This window comes from Dysgonomonas sp. UBA7630 (assembly GCF_002483985.1).
In the GTDB taxonomy this organism is placed as follows: domain Bacteria; phylum Bacteroidota; class Bacteroidia; order Bacteroidales; family Dysgonomonadaceae; genus Dysgonomonas.
This window is the reverse complement of record NZ_DLIY01000016.1, coordinates 131,745-154,864: the sequence shown is the minus strand read 5'-3', so window position 1 is coordinate 154,864 and position 23,120 is coordinate 131,745. Positions and strand designations below refer to the sequence as shown.

Below are 23,120 nucleotides of genomic sequence, written 5' to 3'. Positions count from 1 at the left end.
ATACAAAAAAGACGCACTTTTGCTATTATAAGTCACCCCGATGCGGGTAAAACAACCCTTACAGAAAAGTTATTACTATTTGGAGGAGCAATACATGTTGCCGGAGCAGTAAAATCAAATAAGATAAAGAAAACTGCTACATCGGACTGGATGGAGATAGAAAAGCAACGTGGTATTTCTGTTGCCACCTCCGTTATGGGATTCGAATACGATGGTTATAAGATCAACATACTCGATACTCCCGGTCACCAGGATTTTGCCGAAGACACTTATCGTACCCTGACTGCAGTCGACAGTGTGATCATTGTTGTCGATTCTGCGAAAGGAGTTGAAGCACAAACACGCAAGCTGATGGAAGTCTGCCNNAATACCAGGAAAAATTAGACCTATACACTCCAAGTAAACAAACTGTTACAGAGTCGATAGGATTTAAAGATATAAACAGCCCAGAGCTGGAGACATACATTGGTGTACCTTTGGCTGCAAAGCTGAGAGATGACATCGAGTTGATTGACGGAGTATATTCCGAACTGGATATGGATACATACCTCAAAGGACAAATTGCACCTGTATTCTTTGGGTCGGCTCTCAACAATTTCGGAGTAAAAGAACTGTTGGATTGCTTTGTAAAGATAGCACCATCTCCACGGCCGGTAGAAGCAATTGAGCGTGAAGTAAAACCTGACGAACAGGCTTTTACAGGATTCATATTTAAGATACATGCCAATATGGACCCAAATCACCGCTCATGTATTGCCTTTGTTAAGATATGCTCGGGAAAGTTTGAACGGAATGTAAACTATAAACATATGCGATTGAACCGTTCGATGAAGTTTTCCTCTCCTACTGCCTTCATGGCCCAAAAGAAAGAGACCGTAGATGAGGCTTATGCAGGCGACATTGTCGGTTTGCCTGATACCGGAAACTTTAAGATCGGTGATACACTCACATCGGGAGAAGACTTGCATTTCAAAGGTTTACCTAGCTTCTCTCCTGAAATGTTTAAGTATATCGAAAATGCTGACCCGATGAAGTCGAAACAGCTTCAGAAGGGAATAGACCAATTGATGGACGAAGGAGTTGCCCAGTTGTTTACAAACCAGTTTAACGGACGCAAAATTATTGGGACAGTTGGTCAGCTGCAATTTGAAGTAATCCAATATCGTCTATTACATGAATATGGTGCTCAGTGTAGATGGGAAGCAATCAACTTGTATAAAGCTTGTTGGATAGAAAGTGACAACAAGGAACAACTAGCTGACTTTAAAAAGCGTAAGGCTCAATATATGGCAGTGGATAAAGAAGGACGAGATGTATTCCTTGCAGACTCTAACTATGTATTGATGATGGCTCAACAAGATTTCAAGGATATAAAATTCCATTTCACTTCTGAGTTTTAAGATGGTAGATATTGTTATTAATCCCGAATATAAATATCTGGAAGGTTTTGTAGAAAATCTTCCTGCCTCTTTTGCTTATGAAGGTGAAACACTATATGCCGCTCGGAATATTATAAAACTATTTGATGTAGATGGGTTTAAAGTAAATGTAAAGTTCTTTAAAAAGCCTATTTTTATCAATCAGATAGTATACAGGACATTTAGAAAGTCTAAAGCTCGACGATCATACGAATATGCCTTTAAGCTAAAGGAGAAAGGACTTCACACCCCCGACCCGATAGCGTATATAAAAGAGACTAAATTCGGGTTGCTTAAAAACAGCTTCTATATATCAAAGCATGAGCCTTTTGATGGCACAATGCGTGAACTAAAAACATCGCTCCTATCAGAAAAGGAAGAGCTGATAAAGCAGTTTGCGAGATATACAGCCGGCCTGCATGAACAGCAAATACTTCATTTAGACTACTCTTCAGGGAATGTCTTATATAAAAAGGAAGGAGACGATTATATCTTTTATCTGGTAGACCTTAATAGAATGGAGTTTGATAAACCCATCAGCATGGATACAGCTTGTTTTAACTTTAGACGATTATGGGGAAGCGATGATATGATTTTCTTATTTATTAAAGAATATGCCCAAAGCAGAAACTTTGATGTAGAAGATTGTCTTAAACGAACGTTATACTACAGAAAAAGATTTTGGGATAATTTCACAAAAAAGCACCCGGGATCATCACCATATAAAACTAACTACTAAATAGTTATTGAAGCATCTATTAATATTTATCTAACCCATTTTTACAATAGGTTCCTTCGCTATTAATAGTTTCCAAGAAGGTTTTGTGATTTTGATTGGCTTTATCTCTACTATTCACAGGATGATCAATATGATATTCTACAGCACCCATCTTTAAGAATTGTCTTTTTATTCCGGCAAAAGTAAGGCGTGCAGCTATTTCAGTATCTTCGTATCCCCAACCTATAATATCTTCGTTATATCCATTTACCTTTAGCAAATCTTCTTTCCAGAAAGCGGCATTGCAACCACGAACGAAGTAAGGATGATCGGCTTTGTATCTGAACCGAAAATAGTTTTGCAAGAACTTTGACCTTAATCTATTTGGTTGAAAGAATGATGACCATGAAAAAGGAATATCCACCGTGCCATTCCTTAAGATTTCCGCACTAGATTTTGGCGATAACTTCACTCTACTTCCTGATGTGAAGTAACCTTTTTGAGCAAAATAGTAATGATCTTCGACAAAATGTTTTTCTAAAATGATATCCCCATCTATTTGAATAATATAATCACCCGAAGCTTTCATTATAGCTTTATTTCTTATCTCAGACAACCTGAAACCATTGTCTTCATGCCATACGTGGATAAGTTTGCATGGGAAAGACTTTTGCATCTCTTCTATTAGTTCTCTTGTATCATCTCTTGAACCATCATCCGCTACGATTACCTCTATTGGTAAATATGTCTGATTGGTAACACTAAGCAATGAAACCTTAAGAGCTTCAGGCCAATTATATGTTGATATGATAAGTGTGATAGAAAAGTCGTTATTATTCATGAATACTATTTGAAGTTAATAGATATAAGATGTTAAGTCTTCTATATTTGTTATATTATATTTCTCGCAGGAAAATACGAACGTTTTGTTGGNNTAAATCACTTTTAAATCGATCCCGTAAATTTACCTCTATACCCTCCGGATGGAAGAGTAGCAATCCCGAATAAAATTCCGTTTTCTCAATCTCACGACTAAATGGGAAAGCATTAGTTATCTGCCCTTTATCATTTACCTCTATAATATAATTTTTCAGATATATATTCGGATATATAAAGGTATAATGCGAATAATAGCGTTTCATTTCAATACTTTGATGGTATAGGAATTTCGAGTTTTTAATTAGGTTCCGGACGACCTATACTTTCCTTACGGATATTATCTGTTGATCGGTTCGGTTGCCTTTTAGAAAGACCGTCTTTATGTCTTGTAACAGCTACTGAATCTATATAGCTTATATTATGTATCAAGACATTTGATCCACTACTTGTATTATTTTTAAGGTGTATATATCCTGATATGCTGTTCAGTAAGCTATCAGGCAACGAAGGTTTACTTATTGAATAATGACTATTACTTTGGATAGGAATCCGTGTTTTAACTAAGGTGTCCTTATAATTGAAATAAATTGCAGCCTCAGCTTTTTGCTTAGCACTCAATCCTTGTATATCAAATTCTAGGTGAAAATCGGAGATATTCTTTATACTCTTCATCTTCAATGTATCTATATTGAAAGAAAGAGTTGGAGTATAACTATTCAGATAGTAAAATGTAGGTATTATCAAATTACTGCGTGATCCCCTACTTAGCATCGCAGATCTTGAATTTAGAAGCGATTCATTTCTAAACTTGAGACGTGCGGCTACAGTATCATTTATTGCTGCATAATATTGTATATTATCCGAGTACCACAAAAGAGATGTATCTAGTTCGGCTTGAGTTATATTATGCTTTTTAAGCACTCCGGCCACTAACGCATCTTTCATGTCATCAGACCTGAATTGAGGATCGTCATTGAAAATAGATTGAGCTAGCCTTATATCATATAAGACATCTGTCATCTTATCGGGAGAGATTACATATCCCGGTCTTCTTCCGCAAGAGCTAAACAGAATAAGGATAGAAATAATGATATAAATAACAGATCGTTGCATAATTATGCTTTGCCGTTTTTTTCTAAAGATAATGCAAGAGTCTTACGATAGAAAAGAAGAAGGATGAAAATACCAACAGTAATAGCTGAATCAGCGATATTGAATATGGCACTGAAGAAAACAAATGGTTGTCCGCCCCATACAGGCACCCATGAAGGGAAAGTGCTTTCAATCAAAGGGAAGTACAACATGTCTACAACTTTGCCATGCAGCCAGCTCGAATATCCGTCTCCCAAAGAAACAAAGGATGCGACATGACCTGAGTAGCTAGCTGAAAATATTTCGCCGTAGAACACACTGTCTATGATATTACCAAATGCTCCGGCTAATATAAGCGATATACAGATAATATATCCTGTTTTGTATTCGCCATTAATCAGCTTGTATAAATAATAGCCAATAAAACCGATAGCTACGATGCGGAATATAGAAAGAAACATCTTACCGATGAATTCCATCCCAAAAGCCATTCCGTTGTTTTCTACAAAATATATCTTGAACCAGCTTGTTATTTCAAGACTCTCAAAGAGAGACATGTGGGTCTTCACCCAGATTTTAGATGCTTGATCTATTACAAGAACGAGTACTATTACTAGGATTGCTATCAGTCCTTGATTCTTTTTCTCCATATATCAGCTGATTCCTGTAAAGAAAGCGAAGAAAAAACAGGCATAATTCCCCCTTGCTTTTTCTTCCTTTCTTCTATGCTTTTTTTATTTAATTACTACTTATTTTACTCCGCTGTTCTTAGCCTCAATACTTAATGTAGCATGAGGAACAGCACGCAACCTTTCTTTCGGTATCAATTTACCTGTTTCGCGACAAACACCGTATGTCTTATTTTCGATACGAATAAGAGCCGATTGAAGATTTTGGATAAATTTCATCTGGCGTTGAGCCAAACGGCCGGCTTCTTCTTTCGACAATGTAGATGCACCTTCTTCCAGGACTTTGAATGTCGGTGAAGTGTCAGTAACATCATTCCCATCGGCATTTGTTATAGCCGCTCTCAACTCTTCATATTCTCCTTTAGCTTTATTTAGCTTCTCAAGAATAATATCGCGGAATTCATTTAATTCCTCATCAGAATATCTTGTTTTTTCTGCCATAACCGTTAGTTTTATAATTCCTGTTTCTTATTTTACTTAAAGATAATACATTTTCAGACTTTTTCAACAGATATCTGTAAAATATAATCATCCATATCAATATTTTGCCCATCTACAGACTCCAACAGTTCTATTTTGTCAGCAAGTACCTGTGACGCTATGTAATTATTATATTCCGAGACAGTCTCTCTTATCTGCTCCAAGTCTGTCAATTTTATATTTATTCTGTCAGTTATTTCCAGTCCACTGGATTTACGTATATTTTGTATACGGTTTACCAGCTCGCGGGCTATACCTTCTTTTCTCAGATCGTCTGTTATTGTCACATCAAGTGCAACAGTCAGTTTTCCTGCATTAGCAACCAACCATCCCGGTATATCTTCAGATATGATTTCAACGTCAGCCAATTCTATAGTAGCTGCTTGTCCATCAATATCGAATGTATATTTTTCTTCTTTTTCGAATGTAGCGATAGCTTCCTGACTCATTCCCTGCACTTCTGCGGCAAGCTGTTTCATGATCTTACCATAACGAGGCCCAAGTTTTTTGAAATCGGGTTTTACTTTCTTCACCAAGATACCCGCAGCATTATCTACATGCTTAAGTTCTTTGACGTTTACTTCATTCAATATCAGTTCGCGCACAGCATCCAAATCTTTTCCTTGCTGATCATTCAACACAGGTATCATGATTTGCGTCAATGGCTGACGTACCTTGATATTGGTCTTACGGCGCAAAGCTAAAACAGCGGAAGATATATCTTGTGCTATCTGCATACGTTCTTCCAGATTCTTATCTACTACTGATGCATCATAAGTAGGGAAATCCGAAAGGTGCACCGACGCTACTTTTTCATGCTCTGTTACAACAATCAAATCACAGAAAAGTTTATCGGCATAGAATGGAGATATCGGAGCCATAAGTTTGGCTATTGTCTCCAAACATGTATATAAGGTCTGATATGCAGATAATTTATCTTTTGTCATTTCTCCTCCCCAGAAACGTTTTCTGTTGAGGCGCACATACCAGTTGCTGAGATTATCATTTACGAAATCAGAGATGGCACGTCCGGCCTTTGTTGGTTCGTATGTATTATAATACTCATCCACATCCTTGACTAGGGTATTGAGTAACGATATTACCCAACGATCGATCTCCGGTCTTTCCGAAACAGGTATCAAGTCTTCCTTAAAGGAGAAGTTATCCACGTTTGCATACAGAGCAAAGAATGAATAAGTATTATAAAGTGTTCCGAAAAATTTACGGCGCACCTCTTCTACTCCCTCAATGTCAAACTTAAGGTTATCCCACGGCGATGCATTGGTTATCATATACCAGCGCAAAGGGTCTGAGCCATATTTATCTATTGTCTCAAAAGGATCGATAGCATTGCCTAAGCGTTTCGACATCTTTTGTCCGTTCTTATCCAATACAAGTCCGTTGGAAACAACATTTTTAAACGATATGCTGTCCTTGAACATTGTAGATATAGCATGTAGAGTAAAGAACCATCCACGGGTCTGATCTACACCCTCAGCTATAAAATCAGCCGGGTATACTTTTGAGAACTCATCTTCGCTGATATTCGGATAAAATACCTGAGCAAAAGGCATTGCCCCCGAATCAAACCAAACATCGATCAAATCTTTCTCACGTGTCATTGGTTGTCCCGAATCGGATACAAGTATTATATCATCAACATACGGACGGTGAAGATCTATTTTCTCATAGTTTGCCTTATCCAGATTCCCTACTTCGAAACCTGTCCAAGGTATTTCTTTCATCACACCGGCATCTACGGCTTTTTGCATTTCGGCATAAAGCTCTTTCATCGAACCGATGCATTTTTCTTCTTTTCCATCCTCTGTTCTCCATATAGGAAGAGGCGTTCCCCAATAGCGGCTACGGCTGAGATTCCAGTCCTGCAGGTTTTCGAGCCATTTTCCAAAACGGCCTGTACCTGTCGATTCCGGCTTCCAGTTTATTGTCTTATTGAGTTCTATCAAACGTTCGCGACAAGCAGTGGTACGTATAAACCAGCTATCGAGCGGATAATACAGCACTGGTTTGTCGGTACGCCAACAGTGCGGATAGTTGTGTACATGACGTTCTATTTTGAATGCGCGATTTTGTTGTTTCAACATCACGCAAAGATCGATATCTAAAGTTGTTGCATCAGCAGGAAGCGTATCGTCGTATTCGTTTTTCACATAACGACCGGCATATTCCTTATATAACTCAACATTTACATTATCACTAACAAAGCTAGGATCTAAATCCTCTAAGTTGAAATACTTCCCGGTGAGATCTACCATCGGACGTTGATTCTCGTCTTTGTCCAACAGAAGTAATGCAGGTACATTATTTGCTTTTGCTACACGGGCATCATCCGCACCAAATGTAGGAGCTATATGTACAATCCCTGTACCATCTTCTGTGGTTACGAAGTCTCCTGCAAGAACTTTAAATGCACCTTCTCCCGGATTAACCCATGGGATAAGTTGTTCATATTCCATTCCTGCCAAGTCTTTACCCTTCCATTCTCCTACAATCTTATAAGGTATAAGCTTATCTCCTACCTTATAATCATCAAGAGCTATGTCTTTGGCTTTCTCGTTGAACATACTGAACACAAGAGACTGTGCCATTACGGTAGTTATCTTATTTCCTGTATACGGATTGTAAGATTGTACCGCTACATAGGTTATCTCGGGCCCTACAGCTAAAGCCGTATTGGACGGAAGAGTCCAAGGGGTTGTAGTCCAAGCTAAAAAGAAAGCCTCTCCAAACTCAGACATTTCAGGTTTCGGAGACTTTATCTTAAACTGCGCAACACAGGTTGTATCTTTCACATCACGATATGCACCCGGCATATTCAATTCGTGTGTACTAAGTCCTGTTCCGGCAGCGGGCGAATATGGTTGTATTGTATAACCTTTATAAAGATAGCCTTTGTTATATAGTTCTTTCAGTAAGAACCAAAGTGTTTCTATATAACGATTGTCGTATGTGATATATGGGTCGTTCATATCCACCCAATATCCCATTATACGGGTAAGGTTTTCCCATTCCCCGGTATATTTCATTACCTCTTTACGACAGGCGTCGTTATACTCTTCTACTGTTATTTTCTTGCCGATATCTTCTTTGGTTATACCCAGTTTCTTTTCTACAGCAAGCTCCACAGGCAAGCCATGAGTATCCCATCCAGCCTTACGGTTTACAAGAAAACCTTTCATAGTCTTGTAACGACAGAAAATATCCTTAACCGATCTAGCCATAACATGGTGAATACCGGGCATACCATTAGCCGACGGAGGTCCTTCATAGAAAACAAATGATGGCGCTCCGGTGCGTATTTCCAAGCTCTTTTGGAATATGCCTTCTTTATCCCATTTTTCTAATATCTCTTTATTGACATCAGATAAGTTAAATCGATTATATTCTGAAAATTGTTTACTCATAATGTAAAATAACCTGCTTAAAAAATTGAGGACAAATATAATGAAAAAATCTATACGGTATAGTGTACGATTTTACGTTAGTTAATATAATAAGGTAAAAAAAGATAATTCACAATGATCACGACTGATTGCAAATAAATACAAAACTCATGCCAAAGAATAAAAACAAAAAAAGTAACAAAAGTAACAGATTCGTATCTGTTTTTTGATGTCACTTTTTATTTCGGATGTAAAAACCCTATACTTTATTAAGAGATAAATTTATGATGCATCGATAAACTGTCTCTTTACCCAATCCTTTCCCTCCGCCAAACGGGTTACCATCATTGCACAAACCACATTACCCGTAGAGTTGAGCAGTGTAGCCGGAACATCGATTATAGTACTTATAATCATCAATGTGGCTGCAAACTGTGGTGAAAATCCAAAGATAGAACAAATCAACAATTCGCCCGTCATGCCTCCGCTTGGGATAGCACCTACAACCGCAGCAGATAGTACGGCAACACCTATAATCATAAACATATTGGAAGAAGATGTTATCTCTTGCCCGAAAATAGTAAATAGAAATATGATCTTCAAAACACCGCCTATGATAGAACCATCCTTGTGCATATTTGTACCTAACGGAATCACTGTTTCGGCAATACGCGAAGGAATACCCATTCGCTTAGAAGCTTCTATATTGACAGGAATACACGCTGCGCTGGAAGATGTGGCAATCGCCGTAAGTAATGGAGTCAATATATTCTGCCAAAATGAAACAAAGCCTTTTTTACCTCCCGCCCAAAACACATATATAGAGTTGAGCCCGAAAAAGCTAATTCCTGTAAGGATAAGGAAAAGAATGAAAACATGCATATACCCATTCAGTATCTGTCCACCCAGATTCCCAACCGTATCGGCAAAGTAACAGCCTAGTCCGATAGGAGCCGCTTTCATTATTATATCCATCATTTTCATAATTACATGAGTGGAAGCATTTAAAAAGTCTGCCACTATTTTTCCTTTCGTACCCGAAAAAGAGGTAGCCAAGCCAAAGAAGATAGAGAATATAATAAGAGGCAGCAGATTCGCTTTTGTAAATAGCTGCTGAAAATCGGAAACAGTAAAAATATTCACAAATATTTCGGCAGAAGTCAATTGTTTTACAGTTTGTTGGGGCAGCCCTAATAAGAATTCCGACTGATTAACTCCACCTAGAGGATTATACAAGAGCGTAAAAAGATAGGATACCGCAGCAGCCACAACCCCGGTAAAAAGAAATACAAAAACAATGCTTCCTATCACTTTACCGACCATGTTAGAGTCGCGCATGTTGTAAATAGATGACGCTACACTAAAGAAAACAAGCGGCACGATGAGCACAAACATCAAATTGAGAAAAATATCCCCCACAGGCTTTACAACGCTAGCCCCTTCTCCAAAAATAATACCGCAAATACCACCAATCAGAATACCGAGAAGCAAAAAGATCGTAAATGCGTAGTTCTTCAAAACATTCATTAATCAAACTCTTATATAAGTCGACAAAAATACACTTTCATTTCGAAATATCTGTATTAAAAGAACATAGATTTTATAAGCGAAGAGTCTAAATAAAAAAGATTAAGATTTTTCATCATACCCCTTGCTAATACAAGAAAAATGCATATATTTGCACCGCAATTGCAAAACGGTGGTTGTAGCTCAGTTGGTTAGAGCGTCGGATTGTGGTTCCGAAGGTCGCGGGTTCGAGCCCCGTCTTCCACCCTAGAAAAGAAACTGTTAAATAAACAGTTTCTTTTTTTTATTATATATATCCAAACTTGGAATACTTCCTCTTTAATCCGTGATTGACTCTCATTCAATACAATAACAAAATCCCTTTCCAAAAAAGATCGAAGACTTATTCAACAACAATCAATATTCTTTTATTAAATTTGAATATTGTATTTATAAAAAATAAACATTACATTTGCAAACAAACTTTGACACGAACTCATTTAACATAACAAACTTTATAAAACAAAAATTAAACCGTTCGATATAAGGAAATTTTACAAAATTAATACCCAGAGAAAATCAAATTATAGTCTTTAATACTAATAGATAATAAAATATTACTCTTTTATCTATTTTGTAATTTGTTTGCACAAAGCATTTTGGGCATACCATACACACAAACATATCATAATGAAATGTCAGGAATTTCAGACTTAAATACACAAACAATTAACTTTTACATTTATGACAACAAACAATTTACTTAATTACTTTTTAATTCACCTTAACGGATTAAAGGAAAAGACAAAAACAAGGAAAACCAAAAGTTTCGCTTACCTATGCATGACCTTTGCTTGCTTTATGATCGCAAGTAATGCTACGGCACAAGTAACAATAGGTTCGAATGTATCACCGGAGGGAGGTTCCGTTTTAGACATCAAGGAATTCACCCCCAAAAGTGAAAACCAAACATCAGACAAAGGTGTAGTTCTCCCTCGTGTTCTACTTACAAATAAAAATGAGCTATACCCGATGTATTGGAATACTTCTACAAATTCAGAGGTGGCTGAATACACAAGCAACAAAGCGGATTTAAAGAGAACGCATGTCGGAATGACAGTATTCAATGTAACAAACACCGGCGATTTCGTAAGTGGCGTACACACATGGACCGGTACAGAATGGAGAAAAATAGACGACAGCCCTGTAATACAACCTCAAATTACATCACTAATATGTAGTGGTTCTCAAATGACGCCTAATACCTACACGGCAAATGTTCCTTTTGAAGGAATACTAAAAGTACCTTATTTAGGAGGAAATGGAGGATCATACTCAGGAACTGTTGCGGCATCAATAGGTAACGGCCTGTCGATGGAACGAATTGGGGGCAAACTCGCCTACGGAGGAGGAGAAGTTATGTACCGAATATTTGGGACACCGACAGTATCATCACCAACAGCAACAATTATACCTTCTATCGATTTTTTGGGTCAGAGCTGTAGTAGTATAAAAATCGGTGACGGTATGATCGGTATAAACCTAAAAAACTTAACCAGTGATATTACTATCAGCACAACTTATAATAGTGTAAGTGGCGATCATTCTCAGGCAAATCAACTTCCATTCGGAGATATAACAATAACGGAATCGGGAAGCTATGCATTCTCCCTGCGACTTTACGGACGAATTGGAACAACCTCCCAGAACCGTTTACCATTCTATATATATCTTCAAAAGAATGACAAATCTACACTTATGGATGCTGCTGAAATTGACGTAGTAGTTTTAGGGCTACCAACTAACCAACAAGACTATAGTTATAGCGTAACATTAGGAGGAACATTTGATGCAGGAGATAAGGTTATTATCAGCATGCTTAGACCCGATTTATCGAACTGGACATTAAGACAGGGATTAAGTTCAAATAGTGCTATACGCACCAGCCTTATTTACTGGAAGCTTTAAACATAAAACACTATTAAACAGTAAAGTATAGAATAAAGCATATCGATTAACACATTAAGGTTAAAATAAAAAACTCAGAAAGTTTGTAATACATTAAGTCTATAATTGGAGTTGTCCTTTTCAATGACAACTCCTTTTTTATTGATGCAATAAGATTCAACCCTTCCATAAAAAAAAGAGTCATCGGAAAACCCCGACGACTCTTTTTGTAATATTTCTCTCTGGCTTTATTTCTTTATACCATTTCTTTCCAGCAATGCATTTACAGTAGGTTCTTGCCCTCTGAATTTAACATACAAAGTCATTGGTTCTTCGGTATTCCCTTTCTCTAGAATGTTTTCACGGAACGAACGAGCTGTATCTTTGTTGAAAATACCTGTTTGTTTGAACAATGCAAAAGCATCTGCATCCAATACCTCCGCCCATTTATAACCATAATATCCGGCAGCATATCCTCCGGCAAATATATGGCTGAATGATGTAGACATATTAGTGCCTTCTACTACTGGCAACAAGGCTGTTTTGTCCATTGCCTTACGCTCAAATGAGATCACATCACCTGTATATGGTTGCTCTAATGTATGCCATGCCATATCAAGGTATCCGAATGATAATTGACGATAGCATAGATATCCTGCATTATAATTGGCGGCATCTACAAGTTTCTTGACAAGATCAGCAGGTATTTTTTCTCCTGTTTTGTAATGAACGGCAAACTTATCTAGATATTCTTTTTCTGTTAACCAGTTTTCCATTATCTGAGAAGGCAGCTCTACAAAATCATGTAAAACATTTGTACCTGAAAGTGTTTCGTAAGTACATTTGGTTAACATACCATGCAAAGCATGTCCAAACTCATGAAGGAATGTTTCTACCTCGTCGAAAGTAAGTAAAGCCGGTTCAGTCTCTGTTGGACGTGTAAAGTTCATCACAATAGTAACAAACGGACGAGAGTCTTTTCCTTTTTCTACATACTGTCCCTTAAACTCAGACATCCATGCTCCTTGACGTTTTCCTTCACGTGGATGAAAGTCTGTATACAGAACAGCCAAAAAATTACCATTCTCGTCTAACACATCAAAAGCTTCTACTTCGGGATGATAAACCTGTATTTTAGTATTCTTTTTAAATGTGATTCCATATAGATCTGTTGCCAGACCAAAAACACCTTTCTTTACATTTTCCAATTCAAAGTAAGGACGCACCAATTCATCGCTTACACTATATTTGGCATCTTTAAGTTTTTCTGAATAGAAAGACCAGTCCCAAGGTTGCAGGTCAATTGCTTTTCCTTCCATCCCTACTGCAAAGCCTTCTACCATCTTCACATCTTCACGAGCCGCCTGCGCATAAGCACTAAACAGGTCGTCTAACAAACCGTAAACATGCTCCTTATCTTTTGCCATCTTGTTACGTAATGTATAAGTAGCATAATCCGGATAACCCAAAAGATTCGCTATTTGCATTCTGGTTTTAGCTATTTCTTTCACATTCTCCTGATTGTCGAACTCTCCACCTGCTACGCATTTTGTATTATATGCCATATACAGTTTCTGACGAAGGTCACGGCGAGTAGAATATTTCATAAATGCGATATAGCTAGGCGCAGAAAGATCGAAGATATATCCCTCTTTTCCTTTAGCCTTTGCTTTGGCTGCCGCAGCATCTTTCACCATCTGAGGCAATCCTGCCAAATCAGCCTCATCTGTGAGAAGCATCTCAAATTTATTACTTTCTTTCAAAGCATTCTGTCCAAAATCTAAAGTCAATTGGCTCAACTTTGTAGAAAGTTCTTTGTATGTATCTCTATCTTTTCCTACAAGTGTTGCCCCGCTATTTTCAAAGCCACGGTATGTTTTTTCTACCAAACGGATTTGCTCGGGTGTAAGGTTCGATTCCAGACGTTTATCATAAACAGCCTTCACTTTTTGAAACAAACCTTCATTCAATGTTATTGAATTGGAATGTTCCGAAAGTTTTGGTTGAATACGCTGTGCTATTTCCATCATCTCATCATTGCTCTCTGAGCTGAGTAGGTTAAAGAACACAGATGTTACTCTACTTAGCAACTTTCCGGACTCTTCCAAAGGAACGATTGTATTCTCAAAGGTAGGAACCGCCCTGATCATTACTATCTTGTTTATTTCAGCCTGATGCTCTGCTATTCCTTTTTCTATAGCAGGTTCGTAATGCTCGTTCTTGATTTTATTGAACGGCGGTGTATCGTAAGGCGTTTTATACGCCGAAAAAAACGGGTTTTGAGCTTGAATTGTAGTCATAGCTATTGTTAATAATAAAACGAAAAAACACTTTTTTTTCATATAATTCAAATATTTGAGGTTATCAATTATCTCTTTATTTAACTTCCATTATCAATTTTACCGATATATAAATGATTTGCTTGATTTAGGACTCTATTTATCGTTATAGTTTTAAATTAAATAATTCAATGGAAACATACAAAGGTACAAAAAGTAACACAAAAATCTTACCTTTGCCCATTAAATAAGAAGCCTGAATGGCAAACACGAACAAGAAAGATAGAGTATTTGATTTTTCATTTTTAGATTATTATTTAATGGCATACGCAAAGAGGCGTGATATAAGAATTTGGATTTGATAGCAAATATCCTTAATTTATTATGCGTATACTATATAAGACAAAAGTTAAACAACCTCTAAATCGTCTTGAAATATACTTTTTTTAATATTTACACGTTATAAATTAGTAAAATTTACGAACCGATTATGATAGATTATATAAAAGGGGATATCGCTGAACTGACCCCTACTTCCGCTACACTCGAAACACATGGTATAGGTTATTTTATAAACATAAGCTTAAATACATATACCAGTATATCAGGACAAAAGAGTGCCAAATTATACATATATGAGGCAATAAGAGAAGACGCCTACCAGCTATATGGTTTCTCCGAAAAACAAGAACGTGAGCTATTCATCTTATTGATAAGCGTTTCGGGCATAGGAGCAAGCACGGGTCGTATGATTCTATCGTCGATGACTGTGCAGGAATTAACAAACGTAATAGCCTCTGGCAATTCGGATATACTAAAAACCGTGAAGGGCATAGGCACTAAGACCGCCCAACGTGTAATTGTTGACCTGAAAGATAAAATCAAGGTCAGTGGAATTGAGTCTGTAGAGATGTTTGCAAAAACAAGTCAGGCCGGAGAAGAAGCTATCGCAGCACTGGTAATGTTAGGCTTTCCACAGCAGGCTTCGCAGAAAGCAGTATCCAAAATATTGAAGGACAAACCGGACAGCACTGTTGAGCAAGTAATAAAGACGGCACTAAAAATGCTCTGATCATTCACTCTATTTATATTTACCTTGTCGGATTGAAGAAGAAACTTACAAAATATTTGTTTTTTATCACGCTTTTAGTAAGCTCGATCAGTTTATTTTCCGGTATTTACGGAAAAAAGGAAATCGATATTGCCCAAAAAGAAAGCTCTTTGCTAGAAACAAATGATACTGTACCTCTCTTTCCGGTAAAGAAAACTCAGATAGAAACTTATAAAGACCTCAACGCTAATCCTCCGGCAGACCTCAAAGATCCCGACAACCTAAAGAAGTCTGTAGAATATGACCCGGCCAGCGGACTGTATATTTTCCGTACAAAAATCGGAGACCAAGAAATATCCACTCCTTTTTCTTTAAGTTCTGACGAATATATGGATTACACCCTCAAGCAATCCATGAGTAGATATTTCAGATCTAAAAATGCAGAAGCATACGACAAGAAGGACGAAAAAGATGAGTTTTCGCTGAAAGACATAAAACTAAACTTAGGTCCGGCCGAGCGGCTTTTTGGACCCGGTGGAGTAAAGGTGAGAACACAAGGATACGTTGAAACTACAATGGGCTTTAAGCGAAGTAGTACAGACAACCCTACCCTCTCGGAACGCAACAGAAGTCACACTACCTTTCAGTTCAAAGAAGATATTCAGATGAACGTAACAGCCTCAGTTGGTGATAAAATCAACTTCGGCATGAATTATGACACCAAGGCCTTATTTGATTTCGACTCTAAAAAGCTGAAATTGGGGTACGATGGAAAGGAGGACGAAATAATAAAGAAGATAGAGGCCGGAAACGTAAGCATGAGTACAACAAACTCGCTCATCAACGGAGGAACAGCCTTATTCGGGATCAACGCAGAACTTCAGTTCGGAAAACTACGGATAAATACAGTTATCTCTCAACAGGAGTCTCAGTCGCAGACAGTAAATACAAAGGGAGGAATACAAACAACCGAATTCTCTTTTAAGGCTGATCAATACGACGAAAACAGACACTTCTTCTTGGGATACTATTTCCGTGATAGTTACGATAATGCAATGAGTAGAATCCCTTATATCAACTCACCTGTATCAATCACTAAAATAGAAGTGTGGGTTACGAATAGGAGAAGCGACTTTATGCAGTCTAGAAATATTGTTGCCTTTGCCGATATTGCAGAGCGTGACAATATTAAAAATCCAAAATGGATAGGGACAGGCTCTGTAAAGACACCATATAATGCCGCTAATAACCTATATGGTACGATGACCACAGCACACACCAGGGCTAGGGATATTTCTCAAGTAACCAGCGAGTTTAATGGCTATATAGAAAGCGGACTCGACTATGAGAAAATAGAAAGTGCGCGAATGCTTAGTTCTTCGGAATATACATACAACGCACAACTAGGGTACTTATCTCTAAACTCTGCATTACAAGCCGACGAAGTACTTGCAGTAGCTTACCAGTATACAGTAAATGGAACTACATATCAAGTAGGAGAACTATCAACGGATATATCTGCCAATTATGAGTCAAGCAACCCCAAATCAGGTGCTTTGTTTGTAAAATTATTAAAGCCCATCTCTCTGTCTCCACGCTCATATACATGGGATTTGATGATGAAAAACATTTATTCCCTTGGTGCAAGCAATATACAACAAGACCGTTTTAGATTAAACATAGCCTATCAGTCAGACACTTTAGGTACATACATAAACTATCTGCCTGAGGGAAACATTAAAAATCAACTTCTGATAAAGGTGATGAACCTAGACAGATTGAACTCTCAGAATAAAGAAGTTACCCAAAAAGACGGAACAAAAGGCGATGGTATTTTCGACTATCTTGAAGGATATACCGTCCAGTCTCAGAACGGACGCATTATATTCCCTGTGGTTGAACCGTTCGGAAAGCATCTGGCGAATAAAATAGGCAGTCCTATTATTGCAGAAAAGTATGTTTACCCGCAATTATATGACTCGACATTGACCGTAGCCAGACAAATCGCAGAAAAAAACAAATTCAAGATATACGGTTCATTCAGAGGATCATCGAACAGTAAAGCTGAAATTGACCTGATGTCGACAAACATACCACAAGGATCAGTTAAACTTACAGCCAATGGTATGCTCCTCACCGAAGGAACAGACTATATAGTTGACTACACATCAGGTATAGTCACTATCATAAATCAGAACCTGATAGATTCCGATGCCAATATACAGGCTTCGTTAGAGGAACGATCGTTAGGTATGCAGCGAAAAACAATGATGGGGCTGAATCTGAGCTACGATATCTCAAAGAATTTCAACATCGGCGGTACAATTATGCATCTATACGAAAAACCCCTTACCACTAAAACAGTTATTGGCGAAGAATCTGTCAATAATACCTTATGGGGATTGAATACGTCATATAAAACCGAGTCGATGTGGCTCACCAACCTGATTGACAAGATACCGTTTGTGAATGCAACACAACCTTCTCAAATTAGTTTTATGGGTGAGTTTGCGCACATGATACCGGGACATTACCAAAATAAAGATACGGGTGGATTCTCTTATCTCGATGATTTTGAGTCGTCGCAATCACGCATCGAACTCAAAAGCCCTTATGCATGGAATCTTGCGTCAACACCGAAGGAACTACCTAAATATGTTTATCCTCCTACTATATCAGGGAATAAACCTTCGGATAGTATCCAATATGCAAAAAACAGAGCCATGTTATCTTGGTTTACTATCGATCCGCTATTTACACGCAAAGGGTCGTCACTTACACCAAGTTATATAAATAGTGACTCTTTATCAGATCACTATGTAAGGGAAATTGGTATCACCGAAATATATCCGAACCGAGATATCAGACAAACAGAATCGGCAACAATACCAACATTAAACTTATCGTACTACCCTAACGAAAGGGGGCCTTACAATCTGGATGGAGAAAAAATAGATTCGGATGGGAAATTATTAAATCCACGAGATCGCTGGGCGGGCATTACACGTAAAATGGATGTGCGTGACTTCGAAGCATCAAATATCGAATACATTGAATTCTGGCTAATGGATCCATTTGTAAAAGATTTTTCAAGTTCGCACAAAGGAGGAGACCTTTATTTCAATCTGGGAGAAATATCAGAAGATGTTTTGAAAGATGGGAAAAAGTTTTACGAAAACGGACTACCTGTCAATGATGATCCTACAGCATATACAAAAACTGTGTGGGGAAAAGTACCTACGCGCCAATCTACCGTATATGCATTCGATGATAATTTGGGAGCTATTGCCCGCGAAAAACAGGATGTCGGGCTAAATGGATTGAATCAAGAGGAAGAAAAAACATACGGCGTATATAAGGATTTCTTAGACAATCTGAAGACTAAGCTACCTCAAAGCACGCTTGATGAAATGGTAAACGATCCTTTCTCTCCACTCAATACTCCTTCGAGAGACTTATACCATTTCTATCGTGGCTCAGACTACGACCGCGACCGAAAAGGGATACTCGACCGCTACAAATACTATAACGGTACGGAAGGAAATTCGAAACCGACAGATCAGAGTGGCGAAAGGTATTCTACCGCAGCACGTGGAGTTCCCGATGTAGAAGATATAGATCAGGATTACACGCTGAATGAAAATGAATCGTATTACCAATATCGGGTATCACTGAAGCCGGATAGCATGAATGTCGGTCGCAACTATATTGTAGACGAACGAGAGGTTACTGTCCCGCTCCGAAACGGAAAAGAAGAAAAGGTAAGATGGTATCAGTTCAAAATTCCAATTCGCCAAGGAAAACGAATTGGAAATATTAACGACTTCAAGAGCATCCGTTTCATGAGAATGTTCCTGACTGATTTTGAACAACAAACAGTGCTGCGATTCGGAACCTTACAGCTTGTAAGAGGTGATTGGCGTGTTTACGATCAGGACTTAACAAGTGGAGCTAAGATGGGAAATGGGTCTATTGATATTTCGACAGTAAATATCGAAGAAAACTCTGAAAGAAAACCTGTAAATTATGTATTACCTCCGGGGCTAAGCAGATCATTAGATCCTGACCAAACGCAATTGACCAAAGAAAATGAACAATCGCTATCGATGCGCGTGACAAATCTCGATCCGGAAGATGCACGAGCCATATACAAGAATACATCTTACGACCTGAGACGCTATAAGCGTATACAATTATTTACACATGCCGAAAATCTTATAAATAGAACTGAGTTGGCAAATGGAGACATATCTGTATTTATGCGTTTAGGTTCTGACTACAAGAACAATTACTATGAATATGAAATACCTTTAACAATAACACCCGAAGGTAATTATGGAAACGGAGACAGGGCTGTGGTATGGCCTAAAGATAATATGTTTGATTTCCCTCTCGAGTTACTGAAAAATATAAAACTGAACAGAAACAGAGAAAAAAGAAAGTCGGGCTCAACAGTATCTTATACAACCCTATACCATGAGTATGATCCTGATAAGCCAAACAATAAAGTAAGTGTAATGGGCAATCCGTCTTTATCGGATGTTTACGTAATCATGATCGGTGTCCGAAACAACTCCAGACTAACAAAATCGGGTGAGGTATGGATTAACGAGCTTCGCCTGACCGATTTCGACGAAGAAGGAGGATGGGCGGCTCAGGGTAGCCTGAATGTTGCTCTTTCGGACCTGGGAAACATCAGCGTTTCGGGACGGAAGGAGACAGCCGGATTCGGAGCTCTGGATCAAAGCCTGATGGAAAGACGACAAGACGACTATCATACATACAGCATAGCCGCAAACATAGATTTGGGAAGGTTTTTACCTGAAAAGGCAAAGGTTAGTTTGCCGCTGTATTATTCATATTCCAATCAGACGACAACGCCTAAATACGACCCATTCGATCAGGATGTAACGCTGAAAGAATCATTCAGCTTGGTAGAAACTAAAGCAGAAAAAGACTCGATAAAAAGTCTTGCTCAAGAAAAGTCTACCACAAAGAGTATAAGCCTCAATAATATAAAAGTGAATATACAAAGTAAGACGCCGATGCCTTACGACCCGGCAAATTTCAATATCGGATATTCATTTAATCAGACTGAAATTAAAAATCCAAGTACAGTCTACGATGTTACTAAAAATTACAACCTGACTTTTGGATATAATTATAGCCCGATAGTAAAAACGTGGGAGCCTTTCAAAAATACAAAAAGTAAATCCGGCGCGGCTAAGTATGCCAAATCGCTCGGGTTCAACTACCTGCCAAGCAACATTGCCCTTAACTCAAGGATTACCCGTTATTATAGCGAGACGCTTTTACGTGACATAGAAAGTTACTCATTGGGCGGAAGTAATAATAATGAGTTCTTGTCGTGGAGTCAGTCTTTCTTGTGGGACAGAGATTTTAATATCAATTGGGATTTTACAAAAAATCTGAAATTCTCATTCCAATCGGGAACCAGAGCCGAAATAGAAGAACCATACTTACAGGTAAATAAGAAACTGAATCGAGAGCATTACGAAATATGGAAAGATTCGGTTATGCACAGTATCAGAAACTTAGGCAGCCCCCTATCCTATCGCCAGATAGCCAGAGTAACTTATCAATTGCCATTCAAGAACATTCCGGCTACCGACTGGCTCACATCCAATGCCAGCTACACAAGTGGCTATCAGTGGGATCGAGGAGCACAAGTAGAAGGAATAGAGGTAGGAAATACCATAAGCAATAATGTAACCCTAGACTTTACCAATCGCATCGACATGGTTTCTCTATACAATAAATGGGGATTTCTCAAAAAAGTAAACGATCGATTCGATTCGAGAAGAAGACAGTCTCCAACTCAAAGACAGCAAGAAAAGAGACAGCCTGAAAGAAGGCGCTTTACTCAGGATATTACATTGCGAAAGGATACAACATATACTCTAAGGCACGGACTGAATACGAAAAATATACAGGTATCAGCAAAGCTAGACGGTAAACCGTATTCTGTAAAATTCAAAAAGACAGATACAAATACAATATTAATAACGAATAAAGACTCTGCAAATATCCTGATCAACGTCGAGAGTAAGATCAATGATCCGAATAGCTCACAGCTTCTGACTGATATCTTAGATTATTCGGCTAGAGGCTTAATGTCATTACGCACCCTGAATATTAATTACTCGAAACGAAGAGAAACACATCTTTCAGGATTTATTCCAACCATTGGAGACATGTTTGGGCAGAAAGACACAAATGAGTACGGACTTGTTCCGGGTCTGGGGTTTGCATTCGGTCTCGAAGGTGGAGAAAAATTCATCAACAAATCGTTGAGTAGAGATTGGTTGGTGATGGATACTATGAATATCTCGCCTGCTGTATATAACAGTGCCGAAAAGTTGGAACTAAGAGCTCAGATAGAACCTATCAAGAATCTCAAAATAGAGCTTAATGCCAATTACGAAAATAATAAGAGAACTGAAATCCAATATATGTCGAAAGGGATGCCACGCACACTGGGCGGAAACTTCTCTATGACTACTATTGCTTTAAAAACAACACTTAGAGGCAGCAACTCAAAAAATGACTATCAATCCGATACATTCGACAAATTCTTAGCTTATAAGGAAATAATTAAAAACAGGCTACAAAAACAGTACAACAATGTAACCTTACCCGATGGCTTGGCAAGTGGAAATGCCGCAACAGTAAATGCAAACTCGGGAGACGTACTTATTCCTGCTTTTATAGCAGCCTATACAGGGCGCGATGTAAACAACATCTCCATGTCGGCATTCCCATCTATATGGTCTATCCTGCCGAACTGGAACATAACCTACGATGGCTTAAGCAATATACCTCTTATTAAATCTAAGTTCAGATCGTTGAGGCTGAGTCATTCCTATAGCTGCTTTTATCAGGTAGGAAGTTACAGCTCTTTCTCCGGCTGGCAACAAGCCATAGGCGGAGGTGATGACTTGGGGTATATACGTGATGTACTCGGAGGTAACCCTATCCCATCATCGCCATACAATATATCATCAGTAGGTATTACGGAATTGTTCAGACCATTGATCGGAGCCGAAGGAATACTCAACAACAACATGAATATCAACGCTCAGTACAATAGTGGGCGTACACTTACGCTGAACATGTCGTCTTATCAGATCATCGAATATCTCGAAAAAGAATTTGTATTGGGATTCGGTTACCGTATCAATGAATTTAATAGGGTAATAGGATTAACATCCAGAACACCGAAGAATTTCAACAACGACCTGAATATAAAAACAGAGGTATCTTACAAATCATCAGAAGCCTTGTTGAGAAAAATAGAAGAATATTTTACCCAAGCCACCAGTGGGGTTACAGTTTTTACATTAAAGATATCAGCCGACTATACTTTGAGCCGTGCGCTCACCCTAAGGGCATTCTATGACAGGATTTTAAATAAACCGTTGATTTCAGCATCTTCTTATCCAACAACAAATAGTAATTTTGGAATAAGTTTAAAATTTACACTTGTACAATAAAAAATATTGATAAGTTTGCATAAGAAAAAAAAATCATATAAGTTTATTTCCTCAAATGTTAAACAATATCTTACTCTCAATTGTTAAATAGTTGTTCAGTGCAAAAGGTTAATGTTTGATAATTATCGCATTATTTAATTGAC

General features: G+C 38.1%; 11 protein-coding genes, 1 tRNA gene and 2 pseudogenes. 7 read left to right on the top strand and 7 right to left on the bottom strand.

Annotation, left to right across the window (positions count from 1 at the left end; genetic code table 11):
* The 3 genes and pseudogenes from B3P17_RS15880 to B3P17_RS06750 all read left to right on the top strand — a co-directional run.
* Positions 1-363 (top strand): annotated as a pseudogene (locus tag B3P17_RS15880) (GTP-binding protein); the annotation flags it as partial.
* A 14-nt stretch (positions 364-377) separates the two neighbouring features.
* Positions 378-1,400, top strand: a pseudogene (locus B3P17_RS06755) (EF-Tu/IF-2/RF-3 family GTPase); the annotation flags it as partial.
* A gap of 1 nt (position 1,401) precedes the next feature.
* Positions 1,402-2,157, top strand: a complete 756-nt coding sequence (locus B3P17_RS06750) for a lipopolysaccharide kinase InaA family protein (protein WP_252638973.1) — start codon at positions 1,402-1,404, stop codon at positions 2,155-2,157.
* 19 nt (positions 2,158-2,176) lie between these two features.
* Here B3P17_RS06750 and B3P17_RS06745 read toward each other — a convergent pair whose 3' ends face one another.
* The 6 genes from B3P17_RS06745 to B3P17_RS06715 form a co-directional block, all read right to left on the bottom strand.
* Positions 2,177-2,977, bottom strand: coding sequence for a glycosyltransferase family 2 protein (locus tag B3P17_RS06745; RefSeq protein WP_252638966.1), 801 nt, complete (start codon positions 2,975-2,977; stop codon positions 2,177-2,179).
* 335 nt (positions 2,978-3,312) lie between these two features.
* Positions 3,313-4,128: a DUF4296 domain-containing protein gene (locus B3P17_RS06735; RefSeq protein WP_252638963.1), complete on the bottom strand. Its 816-nt coding sequence runs from the start codon at positions 4,126-4,128 to the stop codon at positions 3,313-3,315.
* 2 nt (positions 4,129-4,130) lie between these two features.
* Complete coding sequence (locus tag B3P17_RS06730; protein ID WP_252638962.1) at positions 4,131-4,757, bottom strand: lipoprotein signal peptidase; 627 nt, start codon at positions 4,755-4,757, stop codon at positions 4,131-4,133.
* A gap of 99 nt (positions 4,758-4,856) precedes the next feature.
* Complete coding sequence (locus B3P17_RS06725) at positions 4,857-5,237, bottom strand: TraR/DksA family transcriptional regulator (RefSeq protein WP_006842933.1); 381 nt, start codon at positions 5,235-5,237, stop codon at positions 4,857-4,859.
* A 53-nt stretch (positions 5,238-5,290) separates the two neighbouring features.
* Positions 5,291-8,701 carry an isoleucine--tRNA ligase gene (gene ileS, locus B3P17_RS06720; protein WP_252638959.1) on the bottom strand — a complete coding sequence of 1,137 codons (3,411 nt, stop codon included), beginning with the start codon at positions 8,699-8,701 and terminating at the stop codon, positions 5,291-5,293.
* A 261-nt stretch (positions 8,702-8,962) separates the two neighbouring features.
* On the bottom strand, positions 8,963-10,207 hold the full coding sequence (locus B3P17_RS06715) for a dicarboxylate/amino acid:cation symporter (RefSeq protein ID WP_252638958.1): 1,245 nt from the start codon (positions 10,205-10,207) through the stop codon (positions 8,963-8,965).
* Positions 10,208-10,378: 171 nt separating this feature from the next.
* Between B3P17_RS06715 and B3P17_RS06710 the strand changes: the two genes are divergently transcribed.
* A tRNA-His gene (locus tag B3P17_RS06710) sits at positions 10,379-10,454 on the top strand.
* Between the two features lie 593 nt (positions 10,455-11,047).
* Positions 11,048-12,154 carry a hypothetical protein gene (locus B3P17_RS06705; RefSeq protein WP_291104604.1) on the top strand — a complete coding sequence of 369 codons (1,107 nt, stop codon included), beginning with the start codon at positions 11,048-11,050 and terminating at the stop codon, positions 12,152-12,154.
* Between the two features lie 227 nt (positions 12,155-12,381).
* Here the strand turns inward: B3P17_RS06705 and B3P17_RS06700 are convergent, their stop codons facing one another.
* Positions 12,382-14,475 (bottom strand): M3 family metallopeptidase, encoded by a 2,094-nt coding sequence (locus tag B3P17_RS06700; RefSeq protein ID WP_252638955.1) that lies wholly within the window; start codon positions 14,473-14,475, stop codon positions 12,382-12,384.
* A 427-nt stretch (positions 14,476-14,902) separates the two neighbouring features.
* On the opposite strand from B3P17_RS06700, the gene ruvA reads away from it, so the two are divergent.
* Together ruvA and sprA are read left to right on the top strand one after the other, a co-directional pair.
* On the top strand, positions 14,903-15,484 hold the full coding sequence (ruvA, locus tag B3P17_RS06695; protein ID WP_006842941.1) for a Holliday junction branch migration protein RuvA: 582 nt from the start codon (positions 14,903-14,905) through the stop codon (positions 15,482-15,484).
* 32 nt (positions 15,485-15,516) lie between these two features.
* Positions 15,517-22,977: a cell surface protein SprA gene (gene sprA / locus B3P17_RS06690; protein WP_291104597.1), complete on the top strand. Its 7,461-nt coding sequence runs from the start codon at positions 15,517-15,519 to the stop codon at positions 22,975-22,977.
* Positions 22,978-23,120: the final 143 nt, after the last annotated feature.